Raw genomic sequence first — 13,881 nt, 5'->3', positions numbered from 1 at the left:
AATGTTTTTTAATAAAAAAAGTAAACAAGATGAGCTAAAAAAATTAGCCGCTAGCGAGGCTGCTAAACATATTACATCAGAAATAACCTTAGGTGTTGGCACTGGTAGCACAGTAGCCTTTTTAATCGAAGAGCTAGCTAACTATAGAGATAAAATAAAAGCTATAGTGTCAAGCTCAGAAGACTCCACAAAAAAACTTAAAGCACTAGGGTTTGAAGTAGTAGATTTAAATTATGCTGGAAATATAGACTTGTATATTGATGGTGCTGATGAGTGTAATAGCCATAAAGAACTTATCAAAGGTGGTGGTGCAGCACTTACACGTGAGAAAATATGTGTCGCAGCAGCAAAAAAATTTATTTGTATTATTGATGAATCTAAAAAAGTGAATACTCTAGGAGAGTTTCCTCTTCCTGTAGAAGTTATCCCAATGGCAAGAAGTTATGTAGCTAGAGAAATAATTAAATTAGGCGGTCAACCTGTATATAGAGAGCAGACGACTACTGATAATGGCAATGTCATTCTAGATATCTACAACCTAAAAATAGATAATCCGCTAAAGCTTGAAACAGAGCTAAACCAAATCACTGGAGTTGTAACAAATGGAATTTTTGCATTAAAACCTGCTAATCAAGTAATTATGGCAAAGAATGATGGGAGCATTGTAACTTTATAATAATTTTTGACAATTTCATCTTTTACAAAATAAGGACTCGCTCCTAATGATTTTTCTAGAAAAACAAAATGATAATTCTGAAACTCTATCATATATAGGCCATGTTGATAATGTCATCCAAGGCATAGTTCCTGAAGAGTTAAAATATAAACGTTTCCTTGCGAGTAATTTTGATTATGGTTTTGAATTAGGCTCACCTCAAAGTATTTATAACCTTGGTGAATGCATTTTGCTTAATGATATGATTTATTCTTCAAGAACAGATGTTAGCAGAACAGAAAGAGATCCCCTGATGTGGGGACCAGAATTCGTAACAACTGGGATATTTCTTATTCCTAAAAACACTCCTGTAAACTATATAGCTAAATATTTTTCTTTTGATAAAGAAAGTACACTAGCTGATATATATCGACAGATTTACAATCAAATCAAATCTCCTTTTGCCATTGTTGGATGTGTACAGTTTTCAGCAGTAAATGCTGAAGCTATCACTAAAGCACCCATAAATAGAGAAAATATTTTCACAAATAGTCAAAACTACTATGATGAAAAAAAATATGAAGATACCGATGTAAACTTTGCTATTATGGGTGTTGTAAGCAACCCAAACGATAAAAAGTTAGAGAAAATCAATCAAGAACTATCATCCGTGTTGTATCACAATCCTTTTGCAAATAAAAATAAACTTTTAACCCATACACACGGACTAATGCTCAATAAGTCAATTATTGATATCGAAAAAGTTCATCCACGTAATGCTAAAGAGGTTCTGCATATACAGGACCGTTCACTTGTTCGCTATATTAAGCTTAAAGTCTATAAAATAAAAGGCCTAAAGAAACATGCTTAAGTCTATAGAAATATAATCTTATCTAAGCACTCTTCTTCCATCGCAAAATCAATTTGAAAATAAAAGGAAGTAGTGTCAACAACAGCAGAATTACAACAGCTAATACAAACTTATAATCGAACAATTTAGTATAATCTAATTGAGAGTTTTTAAAATGAACACCAAACCATACATATATAAATGTTATAGGAATAATACCAATCAAAGTAGTCAAAAAGAAGATACTGTTTTTAACTTTTAAAATTCCTGCCAAAATATTTGGAACAAAAAAAGGAATTGGTAAAATTCTAGAAATCAACAATATAGACACAGGATAATTTTCTACCAACAATTTAAATCTTGAAATGATCTTAAATCTTGGATTTGCTTGCACCTCTCCCCAATTATATTTAATAATCAAAAAAGCTAACATGGCTCCCAACGTGGCTGAGAATAAACAAATAAAAAAACCCAACACGAGCCCAAATAAAAGTCCGGCAAGTATTTTTAAGAATGGTTTGATTGGAACAGAAAAGAATACTGTCAAAATGTATATGCAAGCATAACTAAAAGAGGCTAGTATTGTATGATTATCTATGTAAGAATTAGCTCTCTCGTAAGCAAAGTTGATCTTATCTAAATCTAAATATTTATAGCCATTGAAAATTAAGAACAAAAAAACACCTATACTTAAAAAAAAGACTAAAATAAGCCTTTTAACAAGTAAGGGATTTATGAATTTCACAAGATTTTATAAAGAAAAAATTTGATTAGAATACTCAATTAAGCTAAAGCAGCTTTTGCTTTTTCAACAACAGCAGCGAAAGCATCTTTGTTGTATACAGCTAATTCAGCCAATGCTTTTCTATCTAGCTCAACACCAGCTTTGTTTAAGCCATTGATCAATTGGCTATAGCTAATATCGTGTTGTCTAGCAGCAGCATTAATACGAACAATCCAAAGAGATCTGAACGTTCTTTTTTTAACTTTGCGATCTCTATAAGCGTATTGACCAGCTTTAATTACAGCTTGCTTAGCTACTCTATATACTCTTGAACGAGCACCATAGTAACCTTTAGCTTGATTTAAAATCTTCTTATGACGTGCGCGTGCTGTTACGCCTCTTTTTACTCTTGACATTATTTAGTCTCCACTTTAAAAATTGATAAACAAACTTATGCGTATGGCATCTGTTGAACTAGGCTAGCTTGATCAACTTTAGCTACTTGATTCATACCTCTTAAATGACGCTTTCTTTTAGTAGTCATCTTAGTGTTGATATGAGCACGATTTGCACAACGGTGTTTGAAACCACCCTTACCAGTCTTTTTAAAGCGCTTAGCAGCACCACTCTTAGTTTTTAACTTAGGCATTTTAAATACTCCGCATTGTATTAATTGTTATTATTGATTTACTACTTTTTCTTAGGTCCTAAAACCATAATCATTTGGCGACCTTCCATTTTAGGTTGGTGTTCCACCGCACCGTATTCAGCAGCATCGTTTGCCATACGCTTAAGCATTTCCATGCCTAGCTCTTTATGTGACATTTCTCTACCTCTGAATCTAAGTGTGACTTTTACTTTATCGCCCTTTTCTAGAAACTTTATCAGGTTGCGTAGTTTTACCTGATAGTCCCCTACATCAGTCACAGGTCTAAGCTTTACTTCTTTTACCTGTGTCTGCTTTTGGTTCTTTTTAGCTTGTGCTTTTTTCTTACCCTGTTCGAATAAGTACTTACCATAGTCCATCAAACGACAAACTGGTGGATTAGCATTAGCTACCATTTCAACCAAATCAACATTAGCTTCTTCAGCTAATGTTAAAGCCTCATTGATAGATACAATTCCTATTTGCTCTCCATCAACACCAACTAAACGCACCTCTTTTGCTCTGATTTGCTCATTTATAGGTGCTTTTTTATCCGTTTTAATAACTTTTTTCCTCCACAGAAATTATTATTTTTTTGCTTTAATTTGCTCACTTAAGAAAGTGCAAAAATCTCCTGTAGACATCTGCCCAAGATCTTCACCGTTATGCTTTCTTATAGTAACAATCTTTTGCTCTTGCTCGTTTTTACCCAATATAACAAGGTATGGAACACGCAAAAGAGTATGCTCACGTATTTTAAACCCTATTTTTTCATTTCTCAAGTCTAATTTCGCTCGAACACCATTTTTTTCTAAGGTTTCAAAGACTTCTTGACAATATTCATCTTGATGATTACTGATACCCATGACAGCCACTTGCACAGGTGTTAACCATAACGGCATATTCCCTGCATAATGCTCTATCAACATTCCAATAAATCTTTCTAAAGATCCCACAATAGCTCTATGTAACATTACAGGAACTTGCTTATTACCATTTTTGTCAATATATGTAGCTCCAAGTCTATCAGGCATAGAGAAATCCAACTGTATTGTTCCGCACTGCCAACTTCTACCAATAGCATCTTTTAAATGAAACTCAATCTTAGGGCCATAAAATGCACCTTCACCTGGCAATAGCTCATAATTCACATTATGAGCATCAAGAGCATTTTTTAGCATTTGCTCAGACTTATCCCAAGTCTCATCATCACCTATTCTCTTATCTGGTCTAAGTGCAATCTTGACTGTAAAATCATTGAACCCAAAATCTTGATAAACCTCAAAACATTGTTTAACCATTAAGATCACTTCTTCTTCAACTTGTTCTGGAGCACAAAAGACATGGCCATCATCTTGAGTAAAACTGCGTACCCTTAATAATCCATGCAAAGACCCCGATGGTTCATTCCTATGCACTATTCCGAACTCAGCCATTCTAATAGGCAGATCCCTATAACTGTGAAGCTTTGTATTATAAACTTGTACACAAGTTGGACAGTTCATCGGTCTAATTGCAAAATCTCTATTTTCAGATTTTGTTGCAAACATATTCTCAGCATATTTTGAAGCATGTCCTGACTTTTCCCACAGACTAAAATCTGCTATCAAAGGAGTCCTTATTTCACTACACCCATATTTTTTATTTGAAGCACGCATGTAATCCTCTACTTCACGCCAAATTCTAACACCATTATCATGCCAAAAAGCAATGCCTGGTGAATCTTCTTGAAAGTGAAATAAATCCAAAGCTTTACCAATTTTTCTATGATCGCGCTTTTCTGCTTCTTCTAACATATTTAAGTACTGATCTAAATCTTCTTTAGTCGCCCAACACGTTCCATAGATACGAGTCAACATTTCATTATTAGAATCACCTCTCCAATATGCTCCTGCTAACTTAGTAAGCTTAAAAGCTTTGATAACAGATGTGCTTGGTATATGTGGACCACGACAAAGATCACTAAACTCCCCTTGAGTGTAAATCTTAATTTGTTGATCTGCTGGAATACTATCTATTATATCAACTTTATAATTCTCACCTTGAGCTTTAAAAAACTCTATAGCCGCGTCTTTAGAAACAACTTTATAACTTACAGGGGTCCCTTTCTTAGCAAGCTCTTTCATTTTCTTTTCGATCTTCGGCAAATCTGCCTCACCAATAGCTTCTTTGAAAGAAAAATCATAATAAAATCCATTGTCAACAACAGGTCCAATCGTAACTTCTGTATTTGGATACAACTCTTTGACTGCATGAGCTAAAAGATGCGCACATGAATGGCGTAAAATTTCTAAGCCTTCAGAATCTTTTGTTGTGATAAGCCTTAATTCACAATCATTCTCAATAATATCTTTAGCATCTGTTAACTGACCATTTATGTATACTCCCACAGTTACTTTAGCCAAACCTGGAGAAATAGATTTTGCAACTTGTAATGAATTAACGCCTTTTTCAAACTCTCTTATCGAGCCATCAGGAAATTTAATATTTATCATATCTACTAAGTCTTATCTGTTTAATAAAGTTATCGAAAATTTTATAGCGTTTATTATATGTTATAGGCTTTGCTATGTAAATTAATAATCAATTCATGGAATATAATTTGACACAAGTCTACTCTAACAATTTCAACATATAATAATATTATCAACATACCTAAAGCCATAATATAAATTTATAAAAAGTTTAATTTTTTAACCTCAAGTCAATTGATATTTTATAAAATCCCACTTTATTAAATAAAAATTAAAGTTATAAATTAACTAGTCACAATATTCATTAATTTTTAATTTAAAAGTCCTTTTTATTAATTTTCTGTAACCCGAAAGTATTAATACACAGGCATTTCAATTTACTTTTAGTAATTGATAATATAGAAATGCAGGTATTTTATTGATATCTGTGTTATTAGATAATGTAGATAAGGAGTCTTATTATGAAACTTAATAAAATCACTTTGACTACCGGGCTAATTTTATTAGCAAGCACACAAGCTTACTCACACGGATATGTTGAAAGTCCAGCTTCTCGTGCGCTGTTATGCAAAGAAGGGAAAAATAAAAATTGTGGAGCTCGTGCTCAGTACGAACCTCAGTCAATTGAACAAGCAGATGGATTATTCAACTTAGGTGCTTTAGATAATAATATAGGTAGTGCTGATGTGGCAGGTTTTGAGCCATTAGATGAGCAAGAGCAAAGTCGCTGGGCAAAAACTGTAGTGCGTCCAGGACAACCACTACAAATAAAATGGTTCTTTACAGCTAATCACAAATCTAAGCATTTCAAATTCTATATAACTAAGCCTAATTGGAATCCAGACAAATTACTTACACGTGACAGTTTTGAAGAGCAACCTCTAAATTGCTACAACCCACAACCAACATGGATAGCTCCTAACCAGCCACCTCAGGAGGGTCTAACATTTACTTGTACACTACCTAGTAGATCAGGTTATCAAATTATAATGGCTGAATGGGATGTAGATGACACGAGAATGAGTTTTTACAATTTATTAGACTTAGACTTTACAAACGACAAGCCTGCTGGATCTGTTATCTTACCAAATGGTGATACTACCAACCCTGATGATAATTCAGGTGAATCTAGTATTCCTATATACGATCCTGCTAAATCTTATCCAACACCAGGAACAGAGGTCATCTTTGAAAATAAAATATATCAAAACAAATGGTATGTAAATCCTGGGCAAAAGCCTGGTGCTGGACAGTGGGGACCATGGGAATACGTTAGAGAGCATGAACAACAAAATGATCCTACAGATAAGTTTCCAATAGAGGCAACTAAATTCACCATCAACCCTTTAAATATTAAAGAAGGCGATAAGATCACTTTACAACTGTTCAAAGATGGTACTATGTATGAATATCCTTTGCTAACGGTACCAAAAGCTATGAGCACAAGTGATTTATTTACACAGCTAACAAATAAGATAAATACTCTTAGCGCTACTGACTTAGATAATCATGTTATCGCAGGTGTTAAAAATGAAAACAATGATGTTGTTCCAAACAATAACGCTGTTTATGTTTATCAAACTGCTAACAAGCCATATAGTCAAATTAGTTTCTACTATCAGCAAGCAGATCAAAATGTTAAAAATGAACTGCATTTGATGGACTTCAATAGTGAATATAGCGTTGGATCTGACAATAAACTATATATAAATGCCAAAATAATGTCTCACAGTTCAACTAATACAAATGTATCTGTTGTATTGCAAGATCAAAATGGTAATCAAGTTTATAGGAAATCAGATATTGAAATATCTCCAATGGATACATATAACTTAGCACTACAAATAGACAATATTAAAGCTGGAAATTATAAAATTGTTATTTCTAGTGAAATACCTGGGGCCGAAGCTTGGCAGAAAGATCTCGATATTAAAGTAACAAATTCAGAAGACTCAGGAGATACACCTCCTGTAGTCGACAAAGAAATAAATGTCACTATCAACGCGAATACTCCTTTCTATCAAGTTAATTCAGATGATACTGTAACTGCACGAGCATGGTCTAGCGGCCTAGGAAATATAAATCTAGCTAATAATCAGATAACCATTACCCCTTGGAATAAAACTACTGCATCTAAAGGTAATGACAGCTCTGCATACATAAAATGTCCATTACCTACAAACAACCAAACAAGTGTTATATATCTGGTCAGTGGTGACTTAAACAACATATCTTGTGTAATAAAATAATTCTTAGATCTTTGTAACCACATATAAAATTATTCATATTCACATAGCTCTTATTAGCTATTATGATTATCTAGATTATCACGATATATAAGGTGCATTGTTGCCAATGCATTATTCGTATTATATAGACCCTGATAACCATTCATTTTTGCATTGCACTTATTATTATATTTCTTGTTACACTTATCTAAATAGTAAAGACAAAAGTCTAAAGATATTTTGGTATGAGTTTCATACTCTATACCTTTTTTAGGATTATATATTTTGCAATAATTAAGGTATTCATCACTAGCTTGACCAGATGATATAAGTAAAAATATAGAAATAAATAAAAAGAGTTTATTCAACATGACTCCTGTAATCTTCAGGGAGTAATAATTCTTCAGCCTCTCCAGGTTGAGACATCTCAATTTCAAACAACCATCCCTTTATATAGCACGATTGGTTAATCAACTTTGGATTATCTATCAACTCTTTATTTATACTTATAATCTTCCCTGATAGAGGTGTATAAATATCTGATGCCGTTTTAACAGATTCTATTACACAAATTTCATCATCTTTTGAATATTGATTACCTAATTTAGGCAAATCAACATAAACGATTTCTCCAAACTCATTTTGAGAATAATCATCTATTCCTACTCTTGCAGTATTACCCCTGATTTCAACCCATAAGTTAGAGTCTGTGTATAAGTAGTTTTGATTTATTTCAGCCATAATTCCTCTTTAACAAAACATCTTTATATTTTAGCTAATAGATGATAATAACATAAAAATCCTTTAAAATTAATTTGAAAATCAAAAGTTAATTTGTAGGTATTTATGAGCTTGAAAAACAAAAACATAATTATTACCGCTGGCGGTACCGGTGGACATATATATCCAGCTCTTGCAGTAGCTGAACTATTAAGAAAATACGAAGCTAATGTGATATGGGTTGGAACTCCTAATAGTATGGAGGCAGAAATTGTACCTACACACTTTAACATGCAACATATTAAATCTTCTGGAGTGAGAGGCAAAGGGATTATAAGAAAAATAACTTTTCCATTTAAACTTATATCAAGCACTCTAAAAGCACGTAAGATACTCAAAAAACTAAAAATAGACTTAGTTATAGGTTTTGGAGGTTATGTATCTGGGCCTATATGCCTAGCTGCTGCACAAAAAAATATTCCTATAATAATACATGAACAAAATGCAAAAATTGGCTTAACCAACAGAATACTAGCTAAACTTGCAACAAAAATATGCTTAGCCTTCGAGATACAGGATATACATCAACGACTTAATTCTAAACAGATGGCAAAAACAAAGATTGTTGGTAACCCTGTTAGAGACGATATTGTTAATCTTAATAGTAAAGTAAAAAATATAACTAAAAACAGTGAATTAAATCTTCTTATTTTAGGAGGCAGTCAAGGAGCTAAAAGTATAAATGAGATTATACCAGAGCTAATTATAAATGCTGCTAAACAAAAGATAAACATAAATGTATGGCACCAAACAGGTAAGCTATCTTTTGAAGCAACTAAAAAGAGCTATGACAAAGTACCTCAAGGTCATATTAAGGATATATCTGCATATATAACAAATATGACCGAAGCTTATGAGTGGGCTGATATGCTAATTTGTCGAGCAGGAGCCCTAACTGTTTCAGAATCTGCTATAGCTGGCGTCCCCGCAATATTTATACCATTACCATCAGCTGTAGATGATCACCAGTTTTTTAATGCTCAAACTATGGTAAAGAATCACGCAGGATTCTGTCTCAGACAAGATCAAATGACTTTAGAGAATTTAATAGATATAATAAAGCCACTTTATGATGATAAAAATAAACTCCAAGAATTATCAGAAAAAGCAAAAAAAACATTGATAAAAGACTCTAGTGAACAGATATTAAGATCTGTAGAAGAAATTTTGAATAAAAAATAAGGATTAAAAATGAACTTTGATATGTCAAAGCTAATGCAGCAAGCTCAAAAAATGCAAGAACAAATGAAAAAAGCTCAAGAAGAGCGTGAAAATATGGAAGTAACTGGTGAATCTGGAGCTGGACTTGTTAGCATAATAATGACTGGTAAGTATGATGTTAAAAAAGTCGCTATAGATGACTCTCTACTGTCGGAAGATAAAGAAATGCTAGAAGACCTAATCGCAGCAGCGATAAATAGTGCAGTGAAAAAAGTAGAAAGTGACTCATCTTCTGCAGATATTGGTAAAATGGCAAAGGATGCCGGTATAGATTTACCTAATGGATTTAACTTCCCTTTTAAATAATGGACAGTAAGATATTCTCTCCTAAAATCACTGCTGTAATGGAGTCTTTACGTAAATTACCAACTATTGGTAAAAAATCATCACAAAGACTCACTTTACACCTGCTTGATAAGTCTCCAGAAACGGCTGTTGCAATTGCTAACTCACTCTTAGATGCGGCTGAAAACATCAAAAAATGTAAATATTGCCAATCTCTTACAGAAGAAGACATTTGTCAGATTTGTAGTAGCCAAAGTAGAGATGAATCTAAATTATGTATTATTGAGAGTATGCTAGACCTGATTGCTATCGAAGAAGCTGGTTTTTTCAAAGGGAAGTACTTTGTACTAAATGGTAGAATATCTCCTCTTGATGGTATCGGACCAAACGAGCTCAAACTTGATATCTTAGAGCAAATTATTACCGATAGAGATATCAGTGAAATCATCTTGGCAATTAGTCCTACCGTAGAGGGAGAGACAACAGCTCACTTTATTTCCCAAATGATTGATAAAAGTATAAAAATCTCTAGAATTGGATTTGGTGTCCCTTTTGGTGGTGAATTAGAATACTTAGACCAACAAACATTAATCCATGCTTTTAATGCTAGGACTAACATTTAAATAAAATTTATTTATTCAAGATTCTCTCGATATCCGCACAAACATCTATTTTTCTTACTAAACGGATTAGTAAATATAACTCTCTTCTGTTCCTGACAACTACTACACAAGCAAGTTTCGCATGCTTTTTGTCAACAAACATCATATCAAAGCTTCTAATATTCACTCCTTCTCTTGCAAAAGTAGCCGTTATCTTAGCTATAGCTCCTGGAATGTTTTTGAGAGTAATAGAAAGTCTAGCTCTAAAACTAGGATCATCATCAGCATTTGTAAACCAGTCAGCATTGATTTGTTTTACTTGCCCATCTTTAGTTTTAGAGTAAAGTTCATTACAGCTTTTTCTATGCACCTCAACATTGCCATCATCGTTAACAATACCGATTATTTCATCATTTGGTAATGGTAAGCAACAATCTGCTATACGTGAATCATCTCCATAGCGAATTTGTATTTTAGACATAGATGATTTCTTATAAGCACTACGCATATCATTGAAGTTTTTAACAATAAAATCAATAAAATTATTAGGATCAATTAAGCCAAGCCCCGTATCTAAATAAAAACGATTTATAGTATCTATTCCTTCATAATTAAATAAAGCTCCATCTACAATTTCATTAGGAACCTCTCTTAAGTCTACACCAAGTAATCTAAGCTCCCCTTCTACAATATCTTTTCCTCGAATATAATCTATATTTTTATATTGTTGCTTCAAGAAATCTTTTATAGCTGATTTCGCCCTACTAGTTTCTGCAAACTCCAACCAAGCAGGGTTAGGATCAGCAACAGCTGAGGTTACAATTTCAATATTGTCACCTTGTTTTAAGCGATAATTTAGAGGTACTGGCTTTCTATTTACTCTAGCAGATATAGATTTATTACCAATATCTGTATGAATAAAGTAAGCGAAATCTATACATGTAGAATTAATAGGTAACTCAACGATATCTCCTTGAGGAGTAAATACAAACACATCATTACTAAATATATCCGATTTGACATTTTCTAAGAATTCAACTGAGCTAGCTGTATAAACATTTATATCTGATATCTTTTTAAGCCATCTTTGCAATGCTTTGTCAGTTTTCTCGCCTATTTTATAGCTCCAATGAGCTGCGATACCGTACTCCGCTTGACGATCCATATTATTTGTTTTTATCTGTATCTCTAAAGGTATGTTATATGGCCCTAAAACAACTGTATGTATAGAACGATAGCCATTAGCTTTTGGTGTAGCAATATAATCTTTAAACCTTTGAGGAATAGGCTTATATAGCTCATGAACTTTACCAAGAGCAACATAACAATCAATTCTATTAGGAACAATAACTTTATAAGCATACATATCCATAATCTCATCAAATGAGATACCTTTTTTACGCATTTTATTATAAATGCTATACAAGGTTTTTTTACGTGCTTTGATACCATCATCGATAACAATACCACTTAGCTTATCAACCAATGCATCCTTAACTTGCTGAAAAACTTTTTCCTTATTTTTTTCTACTTTTTTTACTTTTTCTTCTAATATATGGTAACGGTATGGATTCATCCCTTCGAATGCAAGAGTTTCTAACTGCTCTTTAAGAGTGTTGATACCTAGCCTATGAGCTAGAGGAGCGAATACATCTAAAGTCTCTTTAGATATCCTACGCTTTTTCTCTGGCTTTAGTGGAGCCAATGTTCTCATATTATGCAATCTATCAGCAAGTTTAATAAAAATGACTCTTACATCTTTAGTGACCGAAAGCAGCATTTTACGAAAATTTTCTGCTTGCTGCTCTATTTTGTTTTTATGCCTAATTTGTGTAAGCTTAGTTACTCCTTCAACCAGTTCTGCTACTTTATCTCCAAATAAGTTAGCAATATCCTCTGCTGTATGATCAGTATCTTCAACTACATCGTGTAGCAATGCGGCTATAATAGTGTCAACATCCATATGAAGTTCAGCAAGTATACAAGCTACAGCTACAGGGTGAGTAAAATAAGGCTCTCCTGAACTTCTTACTTGAGTTTCATGAGCATCAGCACCGAATATATATGCTCTAGCTATCTTAACTCTTTCTTCAATAGGAAGATATTTAGAAATTAAATGGTTTAGGCTATAAAAAGAAAACATATTTAACCAATATTTTTTAATAATATCTAATTAAATGATAAATTGAATTAAAGGCCAAAGCAATTTATAACTACTTTGATTTGAAAGAAATTAAATATTTTCTTGAAATAAATGCCATAAAGGCTATCAATGCAATATCAATAATAAGTAATGCTGCTGCTAATGTAGTATTATATTTTTTCTGCGAGAACACAGCCCCCTGTCCAGGTGGAACTACAGTAGTTGGATTATAAGTCATACCATATGTTTTAATGATACTAGAGTTTATATCTCTAACATTTACTACAGGTATATCATCTTTCAAAAAATTAACAGCTACAGAGTTCACTGTATTATATTCAGGAGGAAGCTTAGTAGTTACTCCTGTAGGGAAACTATGTAGTTTAATAATTTGCTCATCAGAACTTTTAGTAGTCGCTTTTTTATCTTTCTTTGACTTCTTATCAGAGTCTTCAACTTTTACTTTTGGCTGCTTCAAACCAATAGAAGCCATATTACCACCTACATTTACGTAAGCTTTTATACTATTCTCGCCTGCAGCTTCTTTGTACATTTCAAGACGCTTTGCAACAGAAGTGTTTGTAGAATCTTTATATGGAATATTAATTACCTTAAAGTCATTTCTTTTTATCGCATCATTTAATTTAAGTATAGCACCAGGAGTCATTCCATAACCATTATCATGAGAACCTCCCAAAGTAATACCTATAACATCATAATCAAAAACTCCTTTTTCAACTAAGTTCTTGTATATGTCAGGCCATGTAAATCCTGGTCTATTTGCACCGAACTGCGATGCTCCAGCTGAAAATATAATTAAAGGCTTAAGCTTCAATGTCTTAATAGCTGATAACATAGCTATATCTAATGCAGGGTACGATCCTGTTTCTTGTAACGCAACTGTATCGCCTTCTTTTAGATTGAGCTGGCTTAACCAACTAACAAAAATAGCAGCCATATTAGGATTGACAGAAGATCTTTTTGCATACAAATCACCAGAATCTGTAGTAATCTCGGTCATAGACAAACCTATAAGTCCTGTACAAGAGACATCACCCATCGTTCTACATAGATACCCTTTTGACATAAAATATCTTTGAGTCAAATTAAATGCTTTCTCTGTCAATTCTGCTGCTTGCAATTTTTGAGTGTAACCCTTAGTTTCAACAACTAGGTTTTTCTCAACTATGTATAAAGATATAATCATAAAAATACTTAAAAATAAGATGATATACCTAGATAAAAATTTACGGTGCCAATACATCGTTTTCAT

15 protein-coding genes are annotated in these 13,881 nt (G+C 33.0%); 6 read left to right on the top strand and 9 right to left on the bottom strand.

The window, feature by feature from the left end:
- The first annotated feature begins 1 nt into the window (after window position 1).
- Both rpiA and F7308_RS05710 read left to right on the top strand, forming a co-directional pair.
- Window positions 2-676, top strand: a complete 675-nt coding sequence (rpiA, locus tag F7308_RS05715; RefSeq protein WP_013922903.1) for a ribose-5-phosphate isomerase RpiA — start codon at window positions 2-4, stop codon at window positions 674-676.
- A 46-nt stretch (window positions 677-722) separates the two neighbouring features.
- The gene (locus tag F7308_RS05710; RefSeq protein WP_013922901.1) at window positions 723-1,526 is read left to right on the top strand and encodes a hypothetical protein; all 804 of its coding nucleotides are present in this window, start codon (window positions 723-725) and stop codon (window positions 1,524-1,526) included.
- A 22-nt stretch (window positions 1,527-1,548) separates the two neighbouring features.
- On the opposite strand, the gene F7308_RS05705 is transcribed toward F7308_RS05710, so the two are convergent.
- The 5 genes from F7308_RS05705 to thrS are packed head-to-tail and all read right to left on the bottom strand — an operon-like array spanning window position 1,549 to window position 5,370.
- On the bottom strand, window positions 1,549-2,250 hold the full coding sequence (locus F7308_RS05705) for a TVP38/TMEM64 family protein (RefSeq protein ID WP_198006042.1): 702 nt from the start codon (window positions 2,248-2,250) through the stop codon (window positions 1,549-1,551).
- Between the two features lie 38 nt (window positions 2,251-2,288).
- On the bottom strand, window positions 2,289-2,645 hold the full coding sequence (gene rplT, locus F7308_RS05700; RefSeq protein ID WP_013922899.1) for a 50S ribosomal protein L20: 357 nt from the start codon (window positions 2,643-2,645) through the stop codon (window positions 2,289-2,291).
- Window positions 2,646-2,680: 35 nt separating this feature from the next.
- Window positions 2,681-2,878 (bottom strand): 50S ribosomal protein L35, encoded by a 198-nt coding sequence (rpmI, locus tag F7308_RS05695; RefSeq protein WP_013922898.1) that lies wholly within the window; start codon window positions 2,876-2,878, stop codon window positions 2,681-2,683.
- A gap of 41 nt (window positions 2,879-2,919) precedes the next feature.
- On the bottom strand, window positions 2,920-3,456 hold the full coding sequence (gene infC, locus F7308_RS05690) for a translation initiation factor IF-3 (RefSeq protein WP_041263716.1): 537 nt from the start codon (window positions 3,454-3,456) through the stop codon (window positions 2,920-2,922).
- A gap of 6 nt (window positions 3,457-3,462) precedes the next feature.
- Window positions 3,463-5,370, bottom strand: a complete 1,908-nt coding sequence (gene thrS / locus F7308_RS05685) for a threonine--tRNA ligase (RefSeq protein ID WP_013922896.1) — start codon at window positions 5,368-5,370, stop codon at window positions 3,463-3,465.
- Window positions 5,371-5,810: 440 nt separating this feature from the next.
- On the opposite strand from thrS, the gene F7308_RS05680 reads away from it, so the two are divergent.
- Entirely contained in the window at window positions 5,811-7,598 is a 1,788-nt protein-coding gene (locus tag F7308_RS05680; RefSeq protein WP_013922895.1) for a lytic polysaccharide monooxygenase, read from the top strand.
- A gap of 53 nt (window positions 7,599-7,651) precedes the next feature.
- On the opposite strand, the gene F7308_RS05675 is transcribed toward F7308_RS05680, so the two are convergent.
- Complete coding sequence (locus F7308_RS05675; RefSeq protein WP_041263714.1) at window positions 7,652-7,948, bottom strand: hypothetical protein; 297 nt, start codon at window positions 7,946-7,948, stop codon at window positions 7,652-7,654.
- On the bottom strand, window positions 7,938-8,318 hold the full coding sequence (gene gcvH, locus F7308_RS05670) for a glycine cleavage system protein GcvH (protein WP_013922893.1): 381 nt from the start codon (window positions 8,316-8,318) through the stop codon (window positions 7,938-7,940). The genes F7308_RS05675 and gcvH overlap by 11 nt, the downstream gene beginning before the upstream one ends.
- Window positions 8,319-8,423: 105 nt before the next feature.
- Between gcvH and murG the strand changes: the two genes are divergently transcribed.
- From murG to recR, 3 genes are read left to right on the top strand one after another with little or no spacing between them, the layout of a single operon-like run.
- Complete coding sequence (gene murG, locus F7308_RS05665; protein WP_013922892.1) at window positions 8,424-9,539, top strand: undecaprenyldiphospho-muramoylpentapeptide beta-N-acetylglucosaminyltransferase; 1,116 nt, start codon at window positions 8,424-8,426, stop codon at window positions 9,537-9,539.
- Window positions 9,540-9,548: 9 nt separating this feature from the next.
- Window positions 9,549-9,884 (top strand): YbaB/EbfC family nucleoid-associated protein, encoded by a 336-nt coding sequence (locus tag F7308_RS05660; RefSeq protein ID WP_013922891.1) that lies wholly within the window; start codon window positions 9,549-9,551, stop codon window positions 9,882-9,884.
- Entirely contained in the window at window positions 9,884-10,486 is a 603-nt protein-coding gene (recR, locus tag F7308_RS05655; protein WP_013922890.1) for a recombination mediator RecR, read from the top strand. Before F7308_RS05660 ends, recR begins: the two co-directional genes overlap by 1 nt.
- Before the next feature lie 7 nt (window positions 10,487-10,493).
- On the opposite strand, the gene F7308_RS05650 is transcribed toward recR, so the two are convergent.
- Window positions 10,494-12,608 carry a RelA/SpoT family protein gene (locus tag F7308_RS05650; RefSeq protein ID WP_013922889.1) on the bottom strand — a complete coding sequence of 705 codons (2,115 nt, stop codon included), beginning with the start codon at window positions 12,606-12,608 and terminating at the stop codon, window positions 10,494-10,496.
- Between the two features lie 70 nt (window positions 12,609-12,678).
- A complete protein-coding gene (gene pgsW, locus F7308_RS05645) occupies window positions 12,679-13,881 on the bottom strand; it encodes a poly-gamma-glutamate system protein (RefSeq protein ID WP_013922888.1) in 1,203 nt (400 codons plus the stop codon).

The sequence above is a fragment of the Francisella salina genome (assembly GCF_000219045.1).
In the GTDB taxonomy this organism is placed as follows: domain Bacteria; phylum Pseudomonadota; class Gammaproteobacteria; order Francisellales; family Francisellaceae; genus Francisella; species Francisella salimarina.
The sequence above is the reverse complement of the archived record's forward strand: the minus strand, read 5'-3'. Positions and strand labels throughout refer to the sequence as shown.

Excerpts from the sequence above, each read along its gene's own strand:
- rpiA (WP_013922903.1), top strand. The coding sequence starts at position 2 with ATGTTTTTTAATAAAAAAAGTAAACAAGATGAGCTAAAAAAATTAGCC.
- F7308_RS05710 (WP_013922901.1), top strand. The coding sequence starts at position 723 with ATGATTTTTCTAGAAAAACAAAATGATAATTCTGAAACTCTATCATAT.
- rplT (WP_013922899.1), bottom strand. The coding sequence starts at position 2,645 with ATGTCAAGAGTAAAAAGAGGCGTAACAGCACGCGCACGTCATAAGAAG.
- rpmI (WP_013922898.1), bottom strand. The coding sequence starts at position 2,878 with ATGCCTAAGTTAAAAACTAAGAGTGGTGCTGCTAAGCGCTTTAAAAAG.
- thrS (WP_013922896.1), bottom strand. The coding sequence starts at position 5,370 with ATGATAAATATTAAATTTCCTGATGGCTCGATAAGAGAGTTTGAAAAA.
- F7308_RS05680 (WP_013922895.1), top strand. The coding sequence starts at position 5,811 with ATGAAACTTAATAAAATCACTTTGACTACCGGGCTAATTTTATTAGCA.
- F7308_RS05675 (WP_041263714.1), bottom strand. The coding sequence starts at position 7,948 with ATGTTGAATAAACTCTTTTTATTTATTTCTATATTTTTACTTATATCA.
- gcvH (WP_013922893.1), bottom strand. The coding sequence starts at position 8,318 with ATGGCTGAAATAAATCAAAACTACTTATACACAGACTCTAACTTATGG.
- murG (WP_013922892.1), top strand. The coding sequence starts at position 8,424 with ATGAGCTTGAAAAACAAAAACATAATTATTACCGCTGGCGGTACCGGT.
- F7308_RS05660 (WP_013922891.1), top strand. The coding sequence starts at position 9,549 with ATGAACTTTGATATGTCAAAGCTAATGCAGCAAGCTCAAAAAATGCAA.
- recR (WP_013922890.1), top strand. The coding sequence starts at position 9,884 with ATGGACAGTAAGATATTCTCTCCTAAAATCACTGCTGTAATGGAGTCT.
- F7308_RS05650 (WP_013922889.1), bottom strand. The coding sequence starts at position 12,608 with ATGTTTTCTTTTTATAGCCTAAACCATTTAATTTCTAAATATCTTCCT.
- pgsW (WP_013922888.1), bottom strand. The coding sequence starts at position 13,881 with ATGAAAACGATGTATTGGCACCGTAAATTTTTATCTAGGTATATCATC.